Below are 24,329 nucleotides of genomic sequence, written 5' to 3' on the forward strand. Positions count from 1 at the left end.
CGCTCCCCTCGATCAACGACGGCACAAGCCTTCGGCGGGGCTCAGAACGTCACGCGCATCGTACTGAGCCGGTGGTCGGCGGCCTGCCCTCAGCCCTTCGGCGTCGCCACCGCCGCCTGAGGCCTGATGGGGAGTCGGTTCACCGGGCGGCCCGTCGCGGAGCGGACCGCTGAGGCCACGGCCGCCGGGGTGGTGACGACCGGGACGGCGGAGGCGGGCTTGGCGCCGAAGGGGGCTACCACGTCGCGTTCCTCGACCAGCTTGACGATGCGGATGTCGGGGGCGTCCAGGGAGGTCGGGAGCGCGTAGCCGGTCAGGTCGGGGTGGCGGACGATGCCTCGGGCGGTGCGGAGGTTCTCGGTGAGGGCAGCGCCGATGCCCTGGGTGATGCCCGCCTCGATGCGGATCGCCAGCTGGGCCGGGTTCAGGACGCGGCCGACGTCCTGGGCGACCGCCACCTCGACCACGCGGACGGAGCCGAGCTCGATGTCGACGTCGACCACCGCCCGTACCGCGCAGAACGCGAGGCCGACGAACGCGTCGCCCTGGCCGGACTCGTCGAGGGGTTCCGTGGGGTGGGGGCGGCACTGGGCGGTGGCCCAGAGTTCCTTGCCGTCCATCGCCTCCATGACGGTGGTGGACAGGACCCCGTCGTAGGAAGTGATCTTGCCGTCGGCGATCTGGAGCAGCTCCGTGGACATGCCGAACTTGTGGGCCAGCGGCTGGAGGAGCTGGGTGCGGACCATCTTCGCCGCCCGCTCCACCGCCCCGCCCGACACCCAGGTGTGGCGGCCGTGCGTCGCCGGGCCCGCGGGCGGTTGGTCGGTGTCCACCGCCGCCACGTGGACCTCTTCGACGCCCAGGGTCTCCTGGACGATCTGGCGGGCGAGGGTGGTGAAGCCCTGGCCCGTCTCGACCGCCGCGCAGATCACCGTGGCCACGCCGTCGTGCACCCGGACCGTGGCCGTCGAGACCTCGTCCGTGCCCTCGGCGCCGAGCATGTGGACCATGCCCACGCCGTAGCCCACGCCCCGGCGCACCGCCCCGGGCTCCCCCGCGCCCTCGGGTCCGCCCGGCAGCAGCCAGTCCTCCTCCGGGGTGTCCTTGGGGAGGGACGGGAGGGGGTGGTCGCGGACCGCTCGGAGCAGTTCGGCCACCGGGGCCGGGCAGGTCACCGTCTGGCCCGTGGGCAGGATGTCACCCGTCGACAAGGCGTTGCGCAGGCGGAGTTCGGCCGGGTCGATGCCCAGCTTCGCGGCCAGCTTGTCCATCTGGCCCTCGTACGCCGCGCAGACCTGCATCGCGCCCTCACCGCGTACGTGACCGGAGGGCGGGTTGTTCGTGCGGACCGCCCAGCCCTCGATGAAGGCGTGCGGGACCACGTACGGGCCGCAGGCGAAGGCCACCGCGGCGGCGAGCGATTCGGAGGAGGAGTCGGCGTACGCGCCCGCGTCCAGCAGGATCTGGGCCTCCACCTTGACCAGCCGGCCCTCCGCGTCCGCGTGGTGGCGGTAGCGCAGGAGGGTCGGGTGGCGGTGGGTGTGGCCGAGGAAGGACTCCTCGCGGGTGGCGGCCAGCTTCACCGGGCAGCCGGTGCGCAGGGCGAGCAGGCCCAGCGGGATCTGGAAGCCGGGGTCCTCCCGGTCGCCGGTGGCGCCCGGCACTCCGGTGACGACGACCTTCACCCGGTCCGGCTCCAGGCCGAAGCAGGCGGCGGCCAGGTCGCGGTCGGTGTGCGGGTCGGTGGAGGCCGTGTAGATCTCGACGCCCCCGTCCGGGCGGGGCACGGCGAGCCCGGCCTCCGCCCCGATCGGGGCCGGGTCCTGGCGGCCGATGCGGTAGAGGCCCTCGACGATGACCTCGCCGGTCGCCTCCGCGTCGCCGTAGCGCAGGGGGATGTGCCGGATCAGGTTGCCGTCGGGGTGCAGGGGCTCCGCCGCGAACGCCTTCTCCGGGTCCGTGACCGGCTCCAGCACCTCGTACTCGACCGCGATGGCGGCGGCCGCCAGGCGCGCGGTGTCCGGGTGGTCGGCGGCTACGGCGGCGATCGGCTCGCCGTGGTGGCGGACCAGCTCGGAGGCGAACACCGGGCGGTCCACGACATGGCGGCCGTAGCTGCTGTCCCCCGGCACGTCCTCGTGCGTGACGACCGCGCGCACCCCGGGCATCGCGACGGCGGCGGAGGTGTCGATGGACAGGATCCGCGCGTGCGGGTGCGGGGAGCGCAGCACGGAGGCCCACAGCAGGCCCTCGGCCCAGAGGTCCGCGGCGTACGGGAAGGTGCCCTCGGTCTTCGCCCGGGTGTCGGCGGCGGGCAGCGAGGCCCCCAGGCCGAGCTGGGGCTGCTCCTGGTCCTGGTCCGGGCCGCCGCCGCTCATCGCGTCGATCCTGGGCAGGCTGGTGCTGGTCGCGTTGGCCGCGGTGGCCGCGTCGCCGCTCACGCCGCCTCCTTGTCGTTCGCCCCGCCGGTGCGGCGGCGGGGAGCGGGCCCTGGGGTCGCGGGGTGGTTCTGCTGTACGGCTGGGCCTCGGGCGTGCCTCACAGCGCTTCCCCCTCGTGAGGGTACGGCTGCTGCTGTACGCCGCCGGCGCCCGGCTCGGCCTGATGCGGGATGCGCGCCTCGTCCGGGGCCGGAGCCGCCGCCTCCGCGCTCGCCTCGCGGGCCGCGACGACATCGGCGACCGCGTCGAGCACGCCCCGGTAGCCGGAGCAGCGGCACAGGTTGCCGCAGAGGGCCTGCCGGGTCTCCAGCTCGCTGGGGGCGTGGTTGCCCTCCAGGAGGTCGTGGACGGTCATGGCCATGCCGGGGATGCAGAAACCGCACTGGACGGCTCCGCAGGCGGACAGGGCGCGCTGGACGTCGGACGGCTCGCCGTCGACGGCGAGCCCTTCGACCGTGCGCACCTCGCTGCCCGCCGTGGTGGCCGCGGGGACCAGACAGGAGGCGACCAGACGGCCGTCCACTTGCACGTTGCACGCGCCGCACTCGCCCTGCGAGCAGCCGTCCTTGGCCCCGGCGAGGCCGAGCCGCTCGCGCAGCACGTAGAGCAGCGACTCCCCGATCCAGGCGTCGCTGACCGGGCGGTCCATGCCGTTCACGTGCAGGACGTAGGAGGCGGAGGGGTGCTCGCTCGGGGCGGGGGGATGTGCCGCGGCGGAGGGGGCGGGGGCCTCGGGCACCTGGGCAGCGTCCGCAGCCGCGTCCTGGGTGGCGTCCGCGGGTGCGTCCTGGGTGGCGTCCGTAAGCGCGTTCTGGGTGACGCCCGGGGGTGCGTCAACGTCAGCGTCCGTGTCCGGGGCGCGAGTGGCTCCCGTGGGCGCGTCCGCGTCCGTGGGTGCGTCCGGGGCGGCGGGCTCCCCTTCGGCCTCCGGCTCCGCTTCCGCTTCCGCCGTTGCCGCTGCTTCGGGGGCTGCCACTGCTTCGGCGGTGGCAGCGGAGGGGTGGGCCTGCGTCGGGTGTTCCGCCGTCGGAGCCCCGTCCGGCGTCACGCCCTCCGGCTCCGGCTCCGGTTCCCGTTCCGCTTCCGGTCGGGGTTCCGGTGCGGCCCAGGGGGCGGGAGCGCCGCCCGGCAGGGTGGCCGGGGGCATGGTGTCGGTGTACCACTGCGGGGTATGCGCCGAGGCCAGGAACTCGCCCGATTCGTCCGGGAGATCCCCGTCCGCGACCGGGATCGTCCACTGACCCGTGTGGCCGGTGGGGGCGGTGTGGCCCGCGAGGTCGGCGTGCCCCGGGTGGGCGGCCTCCCCGGCCGGTTGTTCCGCCTCCACCTCCGCGATGGCCTCCGTGAAGTTCCACTGGGCCGTGGCGTGCGACGTGTCCTGGTACGGGCCCGTGTAGCCGTCCTGCCGGTTCGGCTCGGGCCACTGCACCGCGCCGGACTCCTGGGCGGCGGCGGCCTCCTGGGCCCGCTGCTCGGCCTGCGCCTGCTGGGTCTGCGTCTGGATCACCCAGCTGCCCGTCGCCGCCGGGTCGAGACCGGCGGCCGGGGTCAGCGGCAGGATCATCGGCGGGACGTACCCGTGGCCGGGGGCGGCCAGCGGGATGTTCGCCAGGTCCTCCGGCGGAAGCTGGACGAACGCGGTGGCGTCGGCGTCGTACTCGCCGCTCTGCGGCGTCGGCTCCCAGCCCCCGTAGCGCGGATCGGGCCCGGCGGAGCCGTCCTGCCCGCCCTGCTGCCCGGGCTGGTTGGGGTGTTCCTCATTGCTCACGACAGTGCCCTCCCCAGCGCGCGTCGGGCGAGCGCGGCGACGGTGCGCCGCAGGTGCAGGACGGCCGGGGACAGCGGCGGGGCCTCTGACCCGTCGGCCGGTGGTGCGTGGTCCGGGATGCAGGCCGCCGCGACGTACTCGCCGAAGGCGGCCAGCGCGTCGGGGGCCAGGCCCCGTTCCCCGTCCCAGTCGATCAGCGAGGCGATCCAGCGCTCCGCCTCCAGCGGGCGCAGCGGCATCGGGGCGATCGCGCCGACCGCGCAGCGCACCCCGCGACGGGCCGGGTCCAGCACGATGGCGACCGAGGCGGTGGCGCGGCCGGGTCCGGTGCGACCGGTGGCCTTCAGGAACACCTGCGGGGCGTGCAGCAGCGGTACGCGGACGAAGCCGATCAGCTCGGCCGGGCCCAGCATCTCGCGCCCGGCCAGCAGGTGCGAGACGGGGATCTCACGGCGGGCGCCACCGGGGCCCGCGATGACCAACTCGGCCTCCAGCGCGGCCAGCACCGGCAGGGCGTCGCCGGTGGGCGCGGAGGTGGCGATGTTCCCGCCGAGCGTTCCGGCGTTACGGATCTGGGGCGGGCCCGCGGCGCGGGCGGAGGCGGCGAGGGCGGGGATGAGCGCGGCGAAGTCGGGGCGCCCCATGCGGGCGTGGGTGAGACCGGCGCCGAGCAGTGCGTGGCCGTCCTGGTAGTGCCAGCCGCGCAGCTCGCTGATCCGGCCGAGGCCGACCAGCCCCGAGGGACGCAGAAGCCCCTTGTTGACGGCCGCCATCAGGTCCGTGCCCCCTGCAACCGGAACGGCTGCGGGCATGGCGCCGAGTGCCGCCACGGCCTCGTCGAGCGAGGCCGGCAGCGTCACCGACTGCATCGCCTGCGGTGCGTGCGTGGTCAACCCAGCTGCCCCTTCCCGGTCTCCCGGCTGTCCCGCCTGTTCCGCCGTACGGTACGTGCTCACAGCCCGGACGTGGCAACTCTGGCACATCTTCCGATCGGACCGGCGCGAGGGTCCGCGAAGGGTGCTTCCGTCCCTGACCTGCGGGATGATCCGGTTTCGCACCTCTTCGACGCAGAGGGTGAATTGCCACTCTTCAGCGAGGCTTGTACGACTTATACGGTTCGCGCCCCCTGGTTGGTTCCCCGACGGCTCCCGGCAGTTCCCCGCGGCCGACCGCGACGCACCGCGGCCGCCGCAGTCGTGGGGACCGCGGCGGCCGCTTCGGAACGCATCCCGCTCAGACCACCGGCGGCGGCCCCTCCAGCGGTCGGCCGAGGACGCCGGGGCGCCGCTGCCACGGCAGGGGGCCGGCCGGCGGGCGGTAGTCGACGCCCAGGGCGTCGAGCCGGGCGTAGTGGGCCGCCATCCGGGCGTCGAAGGCGGCGAAGTCCCGCTCGTCCGGGGCGGGCAGGGCGGACCAGGCGACCTCCGAGAAGGCCGCGAGGCGCGGGAAGACCTGGTAGTCGACGCGGGCCCGGGTCTGCATCACCTCGGTCCAGACATTGGCCTGGGTGCCCAGGATGTGACGGGTCGCCTCCTCGGAGAGGCCCGGCGGAACGGGCTCGAAGCGGTAGACGTCCTCCAGGGTGCGGATGAACCCGATGGGCATCGGTTCGTCGGGGCCGCCGTCCTGACGGTGGTCCAGATACACCTGCTGCTCGGGGCACATCACCACGTCGTGCCCGGCCTCCGCGGCCGCGATGCCGCCTCCGTAACCGCGCCAGGAGGAGACGGCCGCGTTCGGGGGCAGGCCGCCTTCGAGGATCTCGTCCCAGCCGATGAGGCGGCGGCCGCGTTCGGTGAGCCAGGTGTCGAAGTGCCGGATGAACCACGACTGGAGTTCGTCCTCGTCCTTGAGGCCGAGGTCGACGATCTGGTTCTTGGCGGTGAGGGACTGCTGCCACTGGTCCTTGGGGCACTCGTCGCCGCCGATGTGGACGAACGGCGAGGTCTCTGCGGGGAACAGCTCCAGCACTTCTTCGAGGACGCCTTCGAAGAAGCGCAGGGTGTTGTCAGTGGGGGCGAGTACGTTCGGGTTGATGCCCCAGGTGTCCCAGACGGAGAGGGTGGTGGTGTCGATGACGTCGGTGTTGCCCAGCTCGGGGTATGCGCTGATGGCGGCCTGCGAGTGGCCCGGGACGTCGATCTCGGGGACGACCCGGATATGCCGCTCGGCGGCGTAGGCGACGATCTCGCGGATGTCGTCCTGGGTGTAGTAACCGCCGTGCGGGGTCTCGTCCCACAGCTCGGAGGCCCGGTGGCCGTATTTGGTGCGTGAGCGCCAGGCGCCGGTCTCGGTCAGGCGCGGGTAGCGCTTGATCTCGATGCGCCAGCCCTGGTCGTCGGTGAGGTGGAAGTGGAAGACGTTCAGCTTGTGGGCGGCCAGCAGGTCGAGGTAGCGCAGGACGTCGTCCTTGGGCATGAAGTGCCGTGCCACGTCGAGCATCAGGCCGCGCCAGGGGAAGCGGGGTTCGTCCTCGATGACCACCATCGGGACCTCCCAGGTGCGCCCCTGGGCGATGGGCGCGCGCCGGAAGGCGTCCGGGCCGAGAAGCTGACGGAAGGTCTGCGCCCCCCAGAAGAGGCCGGCCGCGCCGCCTCCCTCGACGCGGATCGCGCGGCCGTCGACGACGACGCGGTACGCCTCGGGGGCGAGCGCCTCGTCGAGCGAGAGGGCGATGCCGTTGTCGCCCGTTCCCTCCCTCAGGGGCAGTCCGGTGGCCGCGCCGACCGTGGCCCGCAGCCAGCGGGCGACGCCCTCGGCGCCCGGCCCGGCGCTGAGCACGGTCTCCTCGTCCAGCGGGTGCGGCCCCGGCCCGGGAGGCACCCGGCTCACCTTGCGCGGCGCGGGGATCAGGCCGAGTGCCGTCGTGTCCTCGGATGTCATGACGTCAGTCCTTAACCGCTCCGCCCAGTCCCGAGACGAGGCGTCGCTGTACGAGTACGAAGAAGACGAGCACGGGGATGGTCATCACCGTCGAGGCGGCCATGATTCCTCCCCAGTCGTTCTCGTCCGGCTTGAAGAAGACCAGCAACGCCATGGGCAGCGTCGACTGGGAGGTGTCGCTGATGATGAACGACTTCGCGAACAGGAAGTCGTTCCAGGTGGTGATGAAGGAGAAGACGCTCGTCGCCACGAGCCCCGGGAAGACCAGCGGGAAGAGGATCTGCCACAGGAAGCGGGTGCGGCTGGCCCCGTCGATGTAGGCGGCCTCCTCCAGGGCTTCGGGTACGGCCTTGACGAAGCCGCGCAGCATCCAGATGGCGAACGGCAGCGAGAAGGCGAGGTGCGGCAGGATCAGCGAGCCGAGCGTGTTCAGCTGGCCGAAGTCCCGCATGAGGAAGAACAGCGGGATGGTCAGCGCCTCCACCGGCACCATCTGCGCGACCAGGAACATGATCAGCAGGGTGGTGCGGAACTTGAAGCGGAAGCGGGTCACGGCGGTGGCGGCCAGGAAGGCGATCAGCGCGGAGGCGATGACGACCGTGCCCGCCACCAGCAGGCTGTTCAGGAAGTAGCGCCCGAAGTCCTGCTGTTCGAAGACCCGGCGGAACGAGTCGAGCGAGGGGGCCAGCGTCCAGGGGCGGGCCTCGGTGGACTGGATCTCCCCGGCCGGTTTGAAGGCGGAGAGCACCATCCAGTAGAGGGGGAAGGCGACCGCGACGGCGATGAGCAGGGCGGCGGCCTCGGCGGCCAGCCTGCCGGGCCGCCGGACGCGCAGAAGGGTGCGTGCGCTCACAGTTCCTCCCCCTGACGCCTCACCAGGCGCAGATAGACGAGCGTGACGGCCAGCAGGATCACCAGCATCACGACGCCGATCGCCGATCCGAGGCTGTACTGCGAGGACGCGAACGCCTTCTGGTACGCGTACACGTTGAGCACCAGGTTCTGTCCGGCGATGCCGCCGCCGTTGGTCATGACGTAGATCTGGGTGAAGACCTTGAAGTCCCAGATGATCGACTGGATGGTGACGACGATCAGGATGGGCTTGAGCATCGGCGCCATGATGGTGCGCCAGATCCGCCACTGGGAGGCGCCGTCCAGCGAGGCCGCCTCCAGCACCTCGGTGGGGATGGCCCGGATGCCCGCGTACACGGTGACCATGACGAACGGGAACGAGCACCACAGGACTTCGAGGAGGACCAGTGCGAAGGCGCTGTAGCGCCCGTACGTCCAGGAGAAGTCACCGAGCCCGAGCACCTTGTTGACCGGGCCGAAGTCGGGGTCGAAGAGGAAGACCCAGACGGTGGAGCCGGTGATCGCGGGGGTCGCCCAGGCGCCGAGCGCGGCCATCATCAGCGCCAGCCGGGGCAGGGCGCGGATGCGGGTGAGCAGGACGGCCAGCGCGCAGCCGACGAACAGGGTGGAGATCACGCAGGCCGCGGCGAAGAGGACGGTGGCCAGCAGGACCTGCCAGAACTGGCTGTCGTTGAAGAGGGTGGCGTAGTTGCCGAAGCCCTGGAAGGTGGTCGGTTCGCCGCCGCTGACCTGGGCCTGGGTGTACTCCAGGAACGAGATCAGGCCGAGCTGGTAGATCGGGTAGACCAGCAGTCCGGCGAGCAGGACGAGGGCTGGCAGCAGATAGAGCCAGGGGGTCCAGCCGGAGTGCCCCCTGGGCGACACGGACCGGCCGCGCCGGGGCGGGCGGGCGGGTGCGGTCCCGCCGCCCGCCGCGGACGTACCCGCGGCCGGGTCCTTGTACGGAGTGGTGTGCGTGGTCATCGTCAGCCCGCGTCGGCGAACGCCGCGTCCATCTTCTTCGCCGCGTCGTCCGAGGCCCGCGCCACGTCCTTACGGCCGGAGACGATCTCCTGGAACATCGTCGGCAGGACCAGCGAGGCGTCGATCTGGCCCCAGCCGGGCGAGGCGGGGACGAACTTGGCGCCCGCGCCGAGGGTCCGCACGAACGGGGCGACGAAGGGCTGCTTCTTCGCGGCGTTGTCCAGGACGTCGGTGTAGGTGGGCAGGAAGCCCATCGCGTCGAACATCTTGGCCTGGGTCTGCTTGCCGGTGAGCGACTTCATCAGGTCGACGGCGAGGGTCCGGTGCGAACTGCTCTTGAGCACGCCGATGTTGTTCCCGCCCGCGAAGGCGGGGGCGATGGAGTTCTCGGCGACGCCGGGCAGCGGGACGACCGCGTACTTGCCCTTGACCGAGCCCGCCTCGACAGCCGCGTGGCTGAAGTCGCCGCCGATCGCCATGGCGGCCTTGCCGGAGGCGAAGGCGGTCACGGTGGCGTTGCCGCCCATGGAGGCGCACTTGGCGGCCGGGCAGTTGTCGTCGCCGAAGAGGGAGGTGTAGGCCTCGATGCCCTTGCGGGACTTCTCGCTGTTGATGCCCGACTTGTACGTTCCCCCGCTCTCGCCCGCGAGTTCGCCGCCGTTGGCCCAGATGAAGGGCATCGCGCCGTAGGTGTACGCGCCGCCGACGGCGAGGCCGTAGAGGTCCGGCTTGGCCTTGCGGATCTTCTTGGCGGTGGAGATCAGCTCGGCCTGGGACTTGGGGGCCTCGATGCCGAGGTCCTCGAAGACGTCGGTGCGGTAGTAGAGGGCCCGGACGCCGACGAAGAAGGGCGCGCCGTAGACCTTGCCGTCGACGGTGACGGACTGCTTGGCGATCGGGTCGGCGTCCCTGGCCTCGTCCCAGGCGTTGAACTCCTCGGTCACCTCCGCGAGTCCGCCGTCCTTGACGTATCCGGCGGTGTCGGTGTTGCCGTACTCGATGAGGTCCGGGGCGCTCTTGGGGTCGTTGAACGCGGCCTTGACGCGCTGGGCCCGGGTGTCGACGGGTATGTACTCGATCTCGACCTTCGCACCCTCGTGGGCCTTCTCGAACTCGGCGACGGCCGCGTCGACGACCTTCTCCTTGGGCTTGTTGCCGACCTCCTGGAAGAGCCAGACACGGAGTGTGCCGGTCTTCTCGTCACCCTTGGCGCTGGTGTCGGAGGTCTGCGGCGCGCAGGCGGTGGCGGTGAGGCCGGCCAGCACAAGCGCCGCTACTGGGGCGGCAATTCGGGCAGAAAGCTTCATCCGGAACCCCTACCGGTCATGCGTTGCAACATATGCAACGTGCGTTTCGTTCTGCACAACTGGCAGGAGAGTAGATCCGCGCCCGTACGCCGACAAGTGGTCTCCACCACTCTGTGACCAGCGAATGCAGCCCGTGCAACGCGACGGCCCGGTCACCACCGGTGACCGGGCACGGAGAAGGCCCCCGGGCCACGCGGTGTCGCGCGGCCCGGGGGCCTGAAAGCCGAAGGAGGGGCGGACCTACTTCTTGTCCTTGCCGCCGCCCTTGCCCTTGTCCTTGTCGCCGCCTGCGCCCATGGACTCGTAGATCTCCTTGCACATGGGACAGACCGGGTACTTCTTCGGGTCGCGCCCCGGCACCCAGACCTTCCCGCACAACGCGACCACGGGAGTGCCCTCCAGGGCGCTCGCCATGATCTTGTCCTTCTGGACGTAGTGGGCGTAGCGCTCGTGGTCGCCGTCGCCCCTCGACACCTGCGGCGTCGGCTCAACGAGGGTTCCCGTACCTGCCCCGCGATCGGGCTCAAGAGTGCTCATAACCGCCAAGGGTACTGAAAGAGACGGGCATCAGTTGAGCGAAGGGTCGTCCGGGTACGTGGCGATCATCGCGAGCTCGCTGCGCTGGCGGCGGAGCACCGCGCGCCAGAGCTGTTCCGGGCGCGGGGAGGACACGTCGCCGGGCTCCGACTCGACCACGTACCACGCGCCCTCGTTCAGCTCGCCCTCCAGCTGACCGGGGCCCCAGCCCGCGTAACCGGCGAAGATCCGCAGCGAACCGAGGGCCGGGCCGAGCAGCTCCGGCGGGGTCTCCAGGTCGACCAGACCGATCGCCCCGTGCACCCGGCGCCAGCCGAGCGGGCCCTCGTCGCCCGGGATCACCGCCACGCCGAGCGCGGAGTCGAGCGAGACCGGGCCGCCCTGGAAGACGACGTCCGGCTCGCCGGCCAGCCCGGCCCAGGACGTGAGGATGTCACCGACGCCGACCGGGGTCGGGCGGTTCAGGACCACGCCGAGGGAGCCCTCCTCGTCGTGGTCGAGGAGCAGCACCACCGCGCGGTCGAAGTTCGGGTCCGCGAGGGCGGGTGTGGCCACGAGCAGTCGCCCTGTGAGCGAGGACACCTCGGTCATGGCAGAAATGATCCCGCATATTCGCCCTCCGCGGGGGCCGAGTGGACGGGATGGTCGCCCCACGAGAGCGAGCGCAGCTCAGGGCGCACGGAGGCACGGGGAGCGCACTGTGCGGCGGGGGCGCGGTGGGCCATCCGGACGGTAACCCTCCGCAAGATCCGGTGAGCGGAGGGTGTTGTGGCGGATTCATGACGTTCGTACACCCCCCTTCGTCTTACGGAAGGGGGGTGGGAGGCCATTACCCTTTTCGTTGGCCCCCTGCCCGACCACTCCGGAACGCGAGATACATGACCGGCACAGACGATGTCCTGCTTGTCCACGGCGGCACCCCGCTGGAGGGCGAGATCCGCGTCCGAGGCGCCAAGAACCTGGTGCCGAAGGCCATGGTCGCCGCGCTGCTCGGCAGCGGGCCCAGCCGCCTCCGCAACGTTCCCGACATCCGTGACGTACGGGTGGTCCGGGGGCTTCTCCAACTGCACGGCGTCACCGTCCGCCCCGGCGACGAGCCGGGCGAACTGATCCTCGACCCCTCGCACGTCGAGTCCGCGAACGTCGCCGACATCGATGCCCACGCGGGTTCGTCGCGCATCCCGATCCTCTTCTGCGGCCCGCTGCTGCACCGCCTCGGCCACGCCTTCATCCCGGGCCTGGGCGGCTGCGACATCGGCGGCCGGCCGATCGACTTCCACTTCGAGGTCCTCCGACAGTTCGGCGCGACCATCGAGAAGCGGGCGGACGGCCAGTATCTGGAGGCCCCGCAGCGGCTGCGCGGCACCAAGATCCGGCTGCCGTACCCCTCGGTGGGCTCCACCGAGCAGGTGCTGCTCACCGCCGTCCTCGCCGAGGGCGTCACCGAGCTGTCCAACGCGGCCGTCGAGCCGGAGATCGAGGACCTCATCTGCGTACTGCAGAAGATGGGCGCGATCATCTCCATGGACACCGACCGGACCATCCGGATCACCGGTGTCGACAAGCTCGACGGTTACACCCACCGGGCGCTCCCGGACCGCCTGGAGGCGGCCTCCTGGGCGTCGGCGGCGCTGGCGACCGAGGGCAACATCTACGTGCGCGGCGCCCAGCAGCGCTCGATGATGACCTTCCTGAACACCTACCGCAAGGTCGGCGGCGCCTTCGAGATCGACGACGAGGGCATCCGCTTCTGGCACCCGGGCGGCGCGCTCAACGCCATCGCGCTGGAGACCGACGTCCACCCCGGCTTCCAGACCGACTGGCAGCAGCCCCTGGTGGTCGCGCTGACGCAGGCCGCGGGCCTCTCGATCGTCCACGAGACGGTGTACGAGTCCCGGCTCGGCTTCACCTCCGCGCTCAACCAGATGGGTGCGCACATCCAGCTCTACCGCGAGTGCCTGGGCGGCTCGGACTGCCGCTTCGGCCAGCGCAACTTCCTGCACTCGGCGGTCGTCTCGGGACCGACGAAGCTCCAGGGCGCCGATCTGGTCATCCCCGACCTGCGCGGCGGCTTCTCGTACCTGATCGCGGCGCTGGCGGCCCAGGGGACCTCCCGGGTGCACGGCATCGACCTGATCAACCGCGGCTACGAGAACTTCATGGAGAAGCTGGAGAAGCTCGGCGCGAAGGTCGAGCTGCCGGGCGGTTCCCTGGTCTGACCCCGCACAGTGCTGCCGCACACAGCACTGCGCACCTCATGAGCGGCCCGCCGCCCCGCCCCCTCAGGAGGGGCCGGGGCGGCGGGCCGCTCATGCGTCAGAAGGCCCCGCGGCGGCCCTCGAACGGGCGTACCGGCCCGGGGTGGTACCCGCGATCCGCCGGAAGTGCCGGGTGAGGTGGGACTGGTCGTGGAAGCCGACAGCGGTCGCCGCCTCGCCGGGCGGCATCCCGTCGAGCAGCAGGCGGCGGGCCCGGTCGACGCGGCGGGCCGTCACGTACTGGTGCGGCGCGATGGCGTAGGCCGCGCTGAAGGCCCGTACGAGATGGGTGGGGTGCGCGTGGACCAGCCGGGCGGCCTCGGCCAGCGTGACCCCCTCGCACAGCCGCTCGTCCAGAAGCTCGCGCAGGTCCCGCGCGACGCCCCGCGGAAGCCGCCGGAGGTCGCGGGCGAACCGTTGTGCGGGACCTGCGGCGGCAGCAGGCTCACCGTGCCGTCCGGGGTGCCGCGCTCGTGACGGTCCAGGTCGTAGCGGACGGCCCCGTCGTCGACGATCAGAAGCGTCCAGGCGTCGTGCACGTGCATGGGGTAGGCGGCGTGTTCGGTGAAGCGGGCGTGGAAGACCTCCACGATGCCCGGGACCGCCGGACGCCAGGCCGACATCTCCTGCCGTGGCATCGCGTCCTCCTGCCGTGGCATCACGCAAAGAACGTACAAGACCCCGGCCGGGACCACCGGCCAGTCTCGGACCATGAGAAACACGACCACCGGGACCACCGGGACCACCGGGACCACCGGGACCGCAGAGAGCGCAGAGAGCGAGAACGCTCCCGTCCGCTTCGATACGAGGATCGCGGTGCTGCTCCGCGACGACCTGGAGACCTGGCAGCGCCTGAACGTGACCGCCTTCCTGGTCAGCGGCCTGGGCACGGCGGCGCCCGAGGTGATCGGCGAGCCCTACGAGGACGCCGACGCCACCGCGTACCTGCCGATGCTGCGCCAGCCCGTGCTGGTCTTCGAGGGGGCGAAGGAGACGCTGACCGCCGCGCACACGAAGGCGCTCTCCCGGTCCCTGGCGACGGCCGTGTTCACCTCGGACCTGTTCGGTACGGGGAACGACCGGGACAACCGGGCCGCCGTACGGGCAGTGGGGCGGGACGCGCTCGATCTGGTGGGCCTTGCCGTGTACGGGCCGCGCAACGCCGTGGACAAGGCCCTCAAGGGCGCGCGGCTGCATCCCTGACCCCGGGGAGCCTCACCCGCGTGCGGGCGCCCGAGCGGGGCGCATGTGCCCCTGGCATGCATGAGGGCGGCCACCCCTGGTCGGGAGTGGCCGCCCTGCTTGCGCCTTCGAGGGTTACTTGCCCTTGGCGGCTTCCTTGAGCTTCGAGCCCGCGGAGACCTTCACGCTGTAGCCGGCGGGGATGTTGATCGGGTCGCCGGTCTGCGGGTTCCGAGCGGTGCGAGCGGCACGGTGGGTGCGCTCGAAGGTCAGGAAGCCGGGGATGGTGACCTTCTCGTCGCCCTTGGCGACGATCTCACCGACGGTCTCGGCGAGCGCGGCCAGCACGGCGTCGGCGTCCTTGCGAGTCACCTCGGCGCGGTCGGCCAGGGCGGCCACCAGCTCACTGCGGTTCATGTTGTTACTCCCGTGTTCTTCTTGCCTGTGAGGCGTGAGATCGAAGCCGATGCTGCCAGGGCCCTCTGACAGTCCCCGGACCCGGGTCTGATGTCAGACCCTCTCGCCCGATTACGCATCCTGCCCCCACCAGCGGCGGGAAAGCCAATCCGGAACCCTTCGGGGTCAATGAAAAGCGCCACGGTTTGCTCGTGGTGACGCTCCGTCGACTTGGCCGAGCGGTCCGCAGCGGATGCCGGGCCCCGCAAGGCCCACTGCCCGCCCACCCTAAAGGGGCGTTTGGGGCGCCGCGACCCGCGACGCGCCGTAGGGGCCCGCCGGGCGCCGGGTCAGGGGGACGTGGAGGAGGCCGGGCCGGTGCCCGCGGCGGCCTTCGCGGCGGCCCGGACGGCTCCGGCGACCGCGCCCGCGACCTTGTCGTTGAAGACCGAGGGGATGATGTAGTTCGCGTTGACCTCGTCCTCGGCGACCACGTCGGCGAGGGCTCCGGCGGCGGCGAGCATCATCTCCGTGTTGACGGTGCGGGACTGGGCGTCCAGCAGACCGCGGAAGACACCCGGGAAGACCAGCACATTGTTGATCTGGTTGGGGAAGTCGGAGCGGCCGGTGGCGACAACCGCCGCCGTCTGGCGGGCGATTGCCGGATCGACCTCGGGGTCCGGGTTCGCGAGCGCGAACACGATCGCACCGTTCGCCATCGCCGCGACGTCGTCGCCGTTCAGCACGTTCGGGGCGGAGACGCCGATGAAGACGTCGGCGCCGACGACAGCCTCCTTGAGGGTGCCGGTGACACCCTCGGGGTTGGTGTTGTCGGCGATCCAGCGCAGCGGTGAGCCGGAGGACGCGGCGACCAGGTCCTCGCGTCCGGCGTGCACCACACCGTGGATGTCGGCGACGACGGCGTGCTTGACGCCCGCGGCGATGAGCAGCTTCAGGATCGCCGTACCGGCGGCTCCGGCACCGGACATGACGACGCGTACGTCCCCGATGCTCTTGCCCACCACGCGCAGGGCGTTGGTCAGCGCGGCCAGGACGACGATCGCGGTGCCGTGCTGGTCGTCGTGGAAGACGGGGATGTCGAGGGCCTCGCGCAGCCGGGCCTCGATCTCGAAGCAGCGGGGGGCGGAGATGTCCTCCAGGTTGATGCCCGCGAAGCCGGGGGCGATCGCCTTGACGATCTCGACGATCGCGTCGGTGTCCTGGGTGTCCAGGCAGATCGGCCAGGCGTCGATGCCCGCGAAGCGCTTGAAGAGGGCCGCCTTGCCCTCCATGACGGGCAGCGCGGCCATCGGGCCGATGTTGCCCAGGCCCAGCACCGCGGAGCCGTCCGTCACGACTGCGACGGAGTTGCGCTTGATGGTGAGGCGGCGCGCGTCCTCGGGGTTCTCGGCGATGGCCATGCAGACCCGGGCGACGCCGGGGGTGTAGATCATCGAGAGGTCGTCGCGGTTGCGGATGGGGTGCTTGGACGCCATCTCGATCTTGCCGCCGAGGTGCATCAGGAACGTACGGTCGGAGACCTTGCCGAGCACGACGCCCTCGATGTCGCGCAGACCTTCGACGATCTCGTCCGCGTGCGAGGTGGAGGAGGCCGCGATGGTCACGTCGATCCGCAGCTTCTCGTGGCCGGAGGCGGTCACGTCGAGGCCGGTGACCGAGCCCCCCGACGACTCCACGGCCGTGGTGAGCTGGGAGACCGCGGTGCCGCTCGCGGGCACCTCCAGCCTGACCGTCATCGAGTACGAGACGCTGGGCGCCGTTGCCATGGCCGAGTCCTTCGCTTTCCTTAGCTTCATTGCCGCGCAACCGGAACCCTCGTTCCGGACACGCTTCCCGATCGTCGCACCTACCGACTGGTAGCCGGTAATGACTGCCGCCTTTCGGAAAGTAGTTTCCACCATACGAGAAGTGACCCGTTCGGCGGAACCCCCAACCGCTGCGCAAACGAGAACAGACCCGCGCCACCAACAGGTGACGCGGGTCTGTCTTCTTCGCTCAGGTGGCACCGGCCCGCCATGCTCGCCTCGCGGCAAGTGGTCGCTCGTAGCGACGAAGGTTGGGCCCGGGGGCTTGGATCGAGCCGGTGCCAGTACCACGGTAACAAAGACCCACGAGAAGTGATTCCCGTGCGACAGGTTGACCCGCGAAACCCGCGCGGACCACCCGATCGGCCATTCCCAGGTGGCCGGTGTCAGTCCCTCAGCAGGTCCGGGACCCCGTCCTCGTCCGGCAGGTCGCGCTCCCCCGAGACCACCGTGAGCTGCTGCGTCGCCCGGGTCAGCGCCACGTACAGCACCCGCAGTCCGGCCGGGGACTCGTCCGCGATCTCCGCGGGCGAGACGACCACCGTGGCGTCGTACTCCAGGCCCTTCGCCTCCAGGCTGCCCAGCGCCACGACCCGCTCCCCCAACTCGGCGAGCCACCCGCGGGCCTGCGCGCGCCGGTTCATCGCGACGACCACGCCGACCGTGCCGTCCACCTCCGCGAGCAGCCGCCGCGCCTCCTCACGGACCGCGGCGGCCAGGTCGCCGCCCTCGACCGGCACGAAGCGCGGCACCACCCCGGTCGACCGGACCGCCGCCGGGGACTGCGTCCCGGGCATGGCCAGCGCCAGCACCTTCGCGGCCAGCTCCGCGATCTCCGCCGGGTTGCGGTAGTTGACGGTGAGGGTGAAGCGGCGGCGCGGCCGGGAGCCGAGTGCCTCGTCCCGGGCGGCGGCCGCCTCGTCCGGATCGGACCAGGAGGACTGGGCCGGGTCGCCCACGATCGTCCAGGTGGCGTGCCGGCCCCGGCGGCCGACCATGCGCCACTGCATCGGAGTGAGGTCCTGGGCCTCGTCGACGATGACGTGCGCGTACTCGGTGCGCTCCGCCGCCAGCCGCTCGGCCCGCTCCCACTGGGTCTCCTCGCGCTGCGGCATCAGCTCCTCCAGGCCGGAGAGCTGGTCCAGCGGGTCCATCTCGCGCTTCCGCTTCGGCCGGTGCGGCGTGCCGAGGAGGGCCTGGAGCTCGTCCAGGAGCGCCACGTCGTGGACGGAGAGCGGACCACTGCCGTCCGCGTCCAGCCGCTTCAGGGAGCGGGCCAGGCGGCGCACCTCGCCCTGGTTCAGAATCCGCCGTCCCCAGCGGGCCAGGCGCTTCTCGTCCGCCATCGCGGCCAGCACCCGGCGCGGGGTCAGCTCGGGCCACCAGGCGTCGAGGAACTCCAGGAACGGGGTCTCGGTCGAGACGTCCTCGTCGAACGAGGAGCGCAGCTCCGCGATCAGCTGAGGGTCGGTGTAGCGGCCGCGCCCCGAGGACTTGTTCCACAGGGCGTCCAGCAGCAGCTTGCGGGCGCGCGGGCGCAGCAGATTGACCGGCGCGGTGCCGCCGAGGGCGTTGTGCCGGATGCGCTTGAGCTCCTCGGCCTCCAGCTCGATCCGGGCGCCGAACGCGACCACCCGCAGCCGGTCCGGGGTGGCCGTGGGGCGGCCGCGCTCGGGCTCGTCGCCGAAGGAGAGCTGGCCCTCGTCCGCCTTCGGCGCGGAACGGCCCTGCTCCAGCGCGCCCCTGGCCGCCTTGCGCAGCACATGGAGCATCCGGGACGAGCCCTTGACGCGGGCCACGGCCGGTTCGTCGTACGCGGTGGCGCCTTCGACGCCCGCCGCCTCGTCCGACAGCGAACCGATCGCGCGGATCGCGACCTGGCCCTCCTCGCCGAGCGAGGGCAGCACCCCTTCGGTGTACGCGACCAGCAGCGGCGTCGGCGAGACGATCAGGATGCCGCCCGCGTACCGCCGCCGGTCCTGGTAGAGCAGATACGCCGCCCGGTGCAGGGCGACCGCCGTCTTTCCGGTGCCGGGGCCGCCGGTGACCTCGGTGACGGAGGCGGCGGGGGCCCGGATGACCAGGTCCTGTTCGGCCTGGATGGAGGAGACGATGTCCCGCATGGTGTGGCTGCGGGCCTGGCCGAGGGCGGCCATCAGCGCGCCGTCGCCGATCACCGGCAGCTTCTCGCCGTCGAGGAACGCGGTCAGCTCCGGGCGCATCAGGTCGTCCTCGACCCCGAGGACCTTTCGGCCCTTGGAGCGGATGACCCGGCGGCGCACGACCCGGCCGGGGTCCTTCGGGGTGGAGCGGTAGAACGGGGCGGCGGCCGGGGCCCGCCAGTCGATCACCAGCGGCGCGTAGTCGCTGTCCAGCACCCCGATCCGGCCGATGTGGAGCGTCTCCGCGATGTCGGCGGTGGCGTCCTCGCGTACGGAGTCGTCGGCCGGTTCGACGGAGGTGTACGCGCCGTCCGGGCCGCGCTCCCCGTCCTTGCCGAGCAGCAGGTCGATCCTCCCGAAGAGGAAGTCCTCGAACTCGCTGTTCAGCCGGTTGAGGTGAATCCCGGCCCGGAACACCTGGGCGTCGCGCTCGGCGAGCGCGCCCGGCGTACCGACCTGGCCGCGCTTGACGGCGTCGTTCATAAGGAATTCCGCCTCGTGGATCTTCTCCTCAAGGCGGTGATAAACCCGGTCGAGATGTTCCTGCTCGACACCGATCTCCCGGTCCCGCAGCGATTCGACAGCGGCATCCTGCGCGGCCACCGAGGCCCCCTTCTGACGTGCACTGGGCAGCCGTCAACCCTATGCGAAGGGGGCCCCGAGCGCACCTGCCGCCCGGATACCGATCGCGCGTCGCGCCGGGAGGGGCGGATGGAGCGGATGGAGCGGGCAGGGCACGGCTCAGGCTCCGATCTCCACCAGCCGCTCCCCGTCGAACGTCCGCACCTCGAAGCGGTCGATGTCCTCGCGGTCCATCGCCGCCCCGCCGTGCACGTACAGCGGGGCTTTCGCGGTCGGGTTCGTGGCGCCCTCGATGCCGTATCCCCACCGCGGGACGGACCAGGAGGTGACGACCTCCTCCTCGCCCGTTTTGGAGACGGCGATCAGGGTGCACTTCTGCGGTCCCTTGACGTTCTTCAGCTCCAGGACCGTATGGGTGCCCCAGGCCTTTTCCTCCATGCCGACGGTCGCGCCGACCCGGGTGGTGGGGTCGGTGGCCGACACCTTCTCCGTCATGTGCTCGAAGAAGGCGTCCTCGGCCGGGCTGGTCGGGTGCGGGTCGCCCGCGGCCACCGGCGGTCCGCCGTCGTCGCCCGCCGTGACCGCGACGGCGGCGACCGGGCCGCCGATGATCAGGGCGGCGGCCGCGGCGACCAGGTAGCGGCTGCGCCTGCTGCGCCGGTGCCGCTTGCGCGCGACCTCGTCCATCAGCCCTCCGAGCAGTCGGGGCGCGGGCCGCTCGGGAACCTTCGGTACGGGGCGGGCGCCGGGCGGCGCCGCGGGCGCGTCGGCCAGCAGCGCTAGTACGGGCTCCATCCCGGCGAACTCGTCGAGATGGGCGGCGCACCGGGCGCACCCGGCGAGGTGGGCCTCGAAGGCGCTCGCCTGGGCGTCGTCCAGGATGCCGAGGACGTACGCGGCGGCAGCGTCGTGCTCGGACCCTTCGGGCGGTACGGCGAACGGCTCCTCACGCCCGGAGGGACCGGAGGGACCACCGGGTCCGGACAGGTACGCGGGGCCCGCGCCAAAGGCGGGGCCCGCGCCGTAGCCGTGGCCGGAGGCGGGCGCGGGCCCTGAGGGGTGTGCAGGACCCGCGGGATACGGGGGACTTGAGGGACCGGACGGCGGGCGGGGGCCGGGAGGCCGGGGCCCGAACGGCTGCCACTCGTGGTCACTCATGCCGTGATCCCCCTCTCTTCGAGTGCGAGCTTCATCGAACGGAGTGCGTAGAAGACCCGGGACCGTACGGTCCCGCTGGGGACGCCGAGTACTTCGGCGGCCTCATTGACCGTACGTCCCCTGAAGTAGGTCTCGACCAATGCTTCCCGGTGCGCGGGAGTCAAATCGTCGAGCGCATCCGAGAGCGTCATCAGCCACAGCGCCTTGTCGATCTCGTCCTCCGCGGGAATGACCTCCAGCGGCGACGGATCGACCTCGCGCGGCCGGGCCTGCCGGCTGCGGTGGCCGTCGATGACGATGCGCCGGGCGACCGTCACCAGCCAGGGGCGGACGGAGCCGGTGGCCCGGTTGAGCCGGCCGGCGTTCTTCCAGGCACGGATGAGCGTCTCCTGCACCACGTCCTCGGCCCGCTGGCGGTCGCCCGCCACGAGTCGGAGGACGTACGCGAGCAGCGGCCCGGCGTGTTCGCGGTACAGCGCCCGCATCAGCTCCTCGTCGGGTATCCCGGAGGAGGACGGGGGCGGCTCACCGCGATGTCGAGCCCTGTGCGGACGGTCATCGGCCACGGCCGCATCCTTGCGCACCCGAACCTCCCGGTCGAGACCCTGAATCGAGCTCTTCGACCATCGATACGGGGACGGGGCCCGGTTCATTCAACGCCGGGCGGAAATTCTTTTTCGAGCGCCCGCCGCCGGTGCCTGGCGACCCGTTCGCGGTTGCCGCAGACCTCGCCGGAGCACCAGCGCCGCCGCCCGCCCCGCGAGGTGTCCAGGTAGAGCCGCCGGCAGTCCTCGCCCTGGCAGCGGCGCAGGGCCGCGCGCGCCACCGGATCGGTGAGCAGGTCCACCGCGTCCCGCGCCACGACGGCGAGGAGCCCCGGGCAGTCGGGGGCGGCGCTCAGGGCCCGTACCAGCTCACCGTCGGCCGCGCGCACCGCCCGCAGCCCCGGGGGCGCCCCGGCCGCCAGGGCGTTGACCCGCTCCAGCATGCCGTCCGCGCGCGGACCGCCCGACTGAGCCTCCATCAGGAGGTCCAGCACCGCGCGCAGTTCATGGAAGCGGGCGACCCACGTGTCGTCCAGCACGGGCAGCGCGGTGCCCGGCGGTACGAGCCGGGCGGCGGCCAGCCATCCCGCCAAGTGCTCGGGGTCCGGCAGCTGTTCGCTTGCCCCGGGCGCCCCGCCCGCGCTCCCGGTGGCCACCAGGTCTAGGCAGATCCGGCCCGCGTCGAACCGCCACACGTGCGCATACCTGCCCGTACCCATGCGCGGGTCACCACCTCGGCGTCACCGGCGGACTGCCACCCCCAGAGTGCCCCTGCCGGGGCCCGGCCGGAACCCCCGCCACCGCCCGGGCCGGGCCCCGGCCGCAAGGCCGGTGCCGCTACCGTGGCAGCCATGAACGGTCACGGGGGAACACTCGGGGAAGACCTCACGCTCACCGCCGGCGCTCTGCTGCTGCGCCCGTGGCGCGAGGAGGACGCGTCGGCGCTGCTGGCGGCCTACGACGACCCGGCGATGCGGCAGTGGATCAGCACGCCCGTGTCCACGCCCGAGGAGGCGGAACGCTGGCTGGCGGCGCAGCGCGCGGGGCGGGAGTCGGGCAGCCGGTTCAGCTTCGCCGTGACGGACACCGGCCGGGGCGGGGAGCTGGTCGGCAACCTCGCACTGAAGTGGCCGGGACCGGGGCCCGAGCGGGCCGAGGTGGGGTACTGGACGACGGCGGGGGCGCGCGGCAGGGGCGTGGCGTCACGGGCCCTGGCCGCCCTCACCGACTGGGCGTTCACGGCCTTCGCCGACGAGGGGCTGGTCCGGCTTGAGCTGCTGCACCAGGTGGACAACGTGGCCTCCTGCCGGGTGGCGGAGAAGTGCGGGTACCCGTTCGCGGAGTTGCTGAGCGCACTGCCGCCCGACTACCCGCTCGACGGTCACCTCCATGCCCGCGAGGCGCCCGCGGCGGAGGTCAGGCGAACGGCGGATCGTCGTGCAGCAGCCGCTGGAACAGGTGGTGGTCGCGCCAGCGGCCGTTGATGTGCAGATAGCCGGGGGCCGTGCCGATCCGCTCGAACCCGGCTTTGGACAGCACCCGTTGGGAGGCCGCGTTCTCGGTGACGGTCGCCGCCTCGACGCGGTGCAGGCCGAGGCTGTCCCGGGCCGCGTCGCAGACCGCGCCGACGGCGGCGGTGGCCAGGCCGCGTCCGGCGTGGTCCACGTCGACCCAGTAGCCGAGGCGGGCGTTGCGGTAGGGGCCGCGCTCGATGGCGCTGAGCGTGAAGGCGCCGATGACCCGGTCGTCGGCGTCCGCGAGGGCCCACGGCATGGCACGTCCCGCGTCCCGCTCGGCGAGCAGCGCGGTGAGCCGGGCGGCCTGGCCCTCGGGGGCGTAGAAGCCCTCCGGGCGTCCGGGTTCCCAGCGGCGCATGTACGCGCGACTGCGTGTGAGGGCCGTGGCGAAGGAAGGCGCGTCGGCGAGCGCGGCGGGCCGGAGGGTCACGTCGGGGGTGAGCGGGCGGGTGAGCGGCTGGGCGTGGGCGGTCGTCCCGTCGTGCGGGCGCGTGCGGTCAGTCGTCCCGTCGTGCGGGCGCGTGCGGTCAGTCATCCGGCCACGCTAACCGGGCCCGTGCGTCCCGCCCCACCGGATTCCGGCGGAACGCGTCCCCGGCCCCGGGCCACCCCCGTACAGCCCCCTCAGCGCCCGTACTTGCTGTCCGCCGACGGGTCCAGCGCCAGCCGGTAGCCGCGTTTGACGACGGTCTGGATCAGCCGGGGCACACCCAGCGCCGAGCGCAGCCGGGCCATCGCCGTCTCCACCGCGTGTTCGTCGGTGCCGCTGCCGGGCAGGGCCCGCAGCAGCTCCGCGCGGGCCACCACCCAGCCCGGGCGGCGGGCCAGGGCGTGCAGGAGGGCCATGCCCGCGGGCGGCACCGCGCGCAGTTCGTCGTCGACAAGGACCGCGTGGCCCCGGATCTCCACGCGGTGTCCGGCGATCGGCAGGATGCGGGCGGTTGGCGGGAGCTGGGCGCACATCAGCTGGACGAGAGGGCCGAGCCGGAAGCGTTCCGGCTGGACCGTGGCGATGCCCCGGGCCTGGAACGGCAGGGCGGTGACCGGTCCGACGCAGGCGACGAGGACGTCGTCGCGCAGGGCCCCGAGGACTTCCGGGAGCACCCCGCGGGTCTCGGCGCGGCCCAGGAACGAGGCGGCGGCGGGGGCGCTGGTGAAGGTGATCGCGTCCAGGCCCCGGGCGGCGGTGACGTCGAGCATCCGGTCGAGCGGGGCGAGGTCCTGCGGGGGCATCCAGCGGTAGACGGGTACGACGACTACGTCGGCGCCCGCGGCGGTCAGGGACTCCACGAAGCCGGGCAGCGGTTCGCCGTGCAGCTGGAGGGCGACCCGGCGGCCCGCGACGCCCTCGGCGAGGAGCCGGTCGAGGACCTCGGCCATCGACTCGGACCCGGGCGACCAGGCCTCGGTCAGCCCGGCGGCCCTGATGGCGCCCTTGACCTTGGGGCCCCGGGCGAGGAGTTCGACGCCGCGCAGCCGCTCCAGGAGGGCGTCGCCGATGCCCCAGCCGTCGGCGGCCTCGATCCAGCCGCGGAAGCCGATCGCGGTGGTGGCGACCGCCACGTCCGGGGCGTGGTCGATCAGCTCCTTGGTCGAGGTGAGGAGTTCGCTGTCGTCGGCGAGCTGCACGATCCGCAGGGCGGGGGCGTGCAGGACGGCGGCCCCGCGGCGTTTGAGGAGGGTGCCGAGCTCCTCGGCACGACGGGCGGCGGTCACCCCGACCGTGAAGCCCGCGAGGGGCCCGTGCGTTGCGTCGTCGTCCTGCATTGGCGTGTTCCCGGCTCCTGTTGGTCCCGCTGGCTCTCGTCTGGTCCCGTGCTTCCCGTCAGTACTCGTCGGCACTCACCGGTACTCGTCGGTACGGAGCCCGAGACTGCCAACCTCGCGTGACAGGCTCGGTCCTCCCGTATTTCCCGGCCGTTACGTCGCCC

20 protein-coding genes and 1 pseudogene are annotated in these 24,329 nt (G+C 72.3%); 3 read left to right on the forward strand and 18 right to left on the reverse strand.

The annotated features are described in order from the left end of the window. Positions 1-89 precede the first annotated feature (89 nt). From RI138_RS10995 to RI138_RS11035, 9 genes are all read right to left on the reverse strand, one after another. Positions 90-2,441 carry a xanthine dehydrogenase family protein molybdopterin-binding subunit gene (locus RI138_RS10995; protein WP_096631021.1) on the reverse strand — a complete coding sequence of 784 codons (2,352 nt, stop codon included), beginning with the start codon at positions 2,439-2,441 and terminating at the stop codon, positions 90-92. A gap of 97 nt (positions 2,442-2,538) precedes the next feature. After that, positions 2,539-4,209: a (2Fe-2S)-binding protein gene (locus tag RI138_RS11000; protein ID WP_311119763.1), complete on the reverse strand. Its 1,671-nt coding sequence runs from the start codon at positions 4,207-4,209 to the stop codon at positions 2,539-2,541. Next, the gene (locus RI138_RS11005; RefSeq protein WP_311119764.1) at positions 4,206-5,102 is read right to left on the reverse strand and encodes an FAD binding domain-containing protein; all 897 of its coding nucleotides are present in this window, start codon (positions 5,100-5,102) and stop codon (positions 4,206-4,208) included. The genes RI138_RS11000 and RI138_RS11005 overlap by 4 nt, the downstream gene beginning before the upstream one ends. Positions 5,103-5,442: 340 nt before the next feature. Then, positions 5,443-7,092, reverse strand: a complete 1,650-nt coding sequence (locus tag RI138_RS11010) for a beta-N-acetylhexosaminidase (RefSeq protein ID WP_311119765.1) — start codon at positions 7,090-7,092, stop codon at positions 5,443-5,445. Between the two features lie 4 nt (positions 7,093-7,096). Continuing rightward, positions 7,097-7,945, reverse strand: coding sequence for a carbohydrate ABC transporter permease (locus RI138_RS11015; RefSeq protein WP_096631017.1), 849 nt, complete (start codon positions 7,943-7,945; stop codon positions 7,097-7,099). After that, complete coding sequence (locus tag RI138_RS11020; RefSeq protein WP_311119766.1) at positions 7,942-8,928, reverse strand: carbohydrate ABC transporter permease; 987 nt, start codon at positions 8,926-8,928, stop codon at positions 7,942-7,944. The genes RI138_RS11015 and RI138_RS11020 overlap by 4 nt, the downstream gene beginning before the upstream one ends. A gap of 2 nt (positions 8,929-8,930) precedes the next feature. Next, positions 8,931-10,235, reverse strand: a complete 1,305-nt coding sequence (locus RI138_RS11025) for an extracellular solute-binding protein (protein ID WP_311119767.1) — start codon at positions 10,233-10,235, stop codon at positions 8,931-8,933. A 240-nt stretch (positions 10,236-10,475) separates the two neighbouring features. Next, complete coding sequence (locus RI138_RS11030) at positions 10,476-10,772, reverse strand: DUF3039 domain-containing protein (protein ID WP_006124925.1); 297 nt, start codon at positions 10,770-10,772, stop codon at positions 10,476-10,478. A gap of 30 nt (positions 10,773-10,802) precedes the next feature. Continuing rightward, positions 10,803-11,363 carry a YqgE/AlgH family protein gene (locus RI138_RS11035; RefSeq protein WP_311119768.1) on the reverse strand — a complete coding sequence of 187 codons (561 nt, stop codon included), beginning with the start codon at positions 11,361-11,363 and terminating at the stop codon, positions 10,803-10,805. Between the two features lie 287 nt (positions 11,364-11,650). Here RI138_RS11035 and murA point away from each other — a divergent pair, with 287 nt between their 5' ends. Next, positions 11,651-12,991: a UDP-N-acetylglucosamine 1-carboxyvinyltransferase gene (gene murA, locus RI138_RS11040; protein ID WP_032765061.1), complete on the forward strand. Its 1,341-nt coding sequence runs from the start codon at positions 11,651-11,653 to the stop codon at positions 12,989-12,991. Positions 12,992-13,081: 90 nt separating this feature from the next. Here murA and RI138_RS11045 read toward each other — a convergent pair. Next, positions 13,082-13,689: pseudogene (locus RI138_RS11045) on the reverse strand (AraC family transcriptional regulator). Positions 13,690-13,741: 52 nt separating this feature from the next. Here RI138_RS11045 and RI138_RS11050 point away from each other — a divergent pair. Next, complete coding sequence (locus RI138_RS11050; protein WP_311119769.1) at positions 13,742-14,233, forward strand: DUF2000 domain-containing protein; 492 nt, start codon at positions 13,742-13,744, stop codon at positions 14,231-14,233. A gap of 114 nt (positions 14,234-14,347) precedes the next feature. Here RI138_RS11050 and RI138_RS11055 read toward each other — a convergent pair whose 3' ends face one another. From RI138_RS11055 to RI138_RS11080, 6 genes are all read right to left on the reverse strand, one after another. After that, positions 14,348-14,629: an HU family DNA-binding protein gene (locus RI138_RS11055; protein WP_003968811.1), complete on the reverse strand. Its 282-nt coding sequence runs from the start codon at positions 14,627-14,629 to the stop codon at positions 14,348-14,350. Between the two features lie 329 nt (positions 14,630-14,958). Then, positions 14,959-16,395 (reverse strand): NAD-dependent malic enzyme, encoded by a 1,437-nt coding sequence (locus tag RI138_RS11060; RefSeq protein WP_311119770.1) that lies wholly within the window; start codon positions 16,393-16,395, stop codon positions 14,959-14,961. A 425-nt stretch (positions 16,396-16,820) separates the two neighbouring features. Then, the gene (locus RI138_RS11065) at positions 16,821-19,199 is read right to left on the reverse strand and encodes a HelD family protein (RefSeq protein WP_096631006.1); all 2,379 of its coding nucleotides are present in this window, start codon (positions 19,197-19,199) and stop codon (positions 16,821-16,823) included. A gap of 138 nt (positions 19,200-19,337) precedes the next feature. Continuing rightward, the gene (locus RI138_RS11070; protein WP_311119771.1) at positions 19,338-20,336 is read right to left on the reverse strand and encodes an anti-sigma factor family protein; all 999 of its coding nucleotides are present in this window, start codon (positions 20,334-20,336) and stop codon (positions 19,338-19,340) included. Beyond that, complete coding sequence (locus RI138_RS11075; RefSeq protein ID WP_311119772.1) at positions 20,333-20,920, reverse strand: sigma-70 family RNA polymerase sigma factor; 588 nt, start codon at positions 20,918-20,920, stop codon at positions 20,333-20,335. The genes RI138_RS11070 and RI138_RS11075 overlap by 4 nt, the downstream gene beginning before the upstream one ends. A gap of 65 nt (positions 20,921-20,985) precedes the next feature. Beyond that, positions 20,986-21,600, reverse strand: coding sequence for a CGNR zinc finger domain-containing protein (locus RI138_RS11080; RefSeq protein ID WP_311119773.1), 615 nt, complete (start codon positions 21,598-21,600; stop codon positions 20,986-20,988). Positions 21,601-21,732: 132 nt separating this feature from the next. Between RI138_RS11080 and RI138_RS11085 the strand changes: the two genes are divergently transcribed. Beyond that, a complete protein-coding gene (locus RI138_RS11085; RefSeq protein WP_311119774.1) occupies positions 21,733-22,365 on the forward strand; it encodes a GNAT family N-acetyltransferase in 633 nt (210 codons plus the stop codon). Here RI138_RS11085 and RI138_RS11090 read toward each other — a convergent pair. After that, a complete protein-coding gene (locus tag RI138_RS11090; RefSeq protein ID WP_311119775.1) occupies positions 22,298-22,933 on the reverse strand; it encodes a GNAT family N-acetyltransferase in 636 nt (211 codons plus the stop codon). The genes RI138_RS11085 and RI138_RS11090 overlap by 68 nt on opposite strands. Positions 22,934-23,022: 89 nt before the next feature. Further along, complete coding sequence (locus tag RI138_RS11095) at positions 23,023-24,165, reverse strand: uroporphyrinogen-III synthase (protein ID WP_311119776.1); 1,143 nt, start codon at positions 24,163-24,165, stop codon at positions 23,023-23,025. Between the last annotated feature and the right edge of the window lie 164 nt (positions 24,166-24,329).

Origin of the sequence: Streptomyces durocortorensis (assembly GCF_031760065.1) — a bacterium.
Taxonomy (GTDB): domain Bacteria; phylum Actinomycetota; class Actinomycetes; order Streptomycetales; family Streptomycetaceae; genus Streptomyces.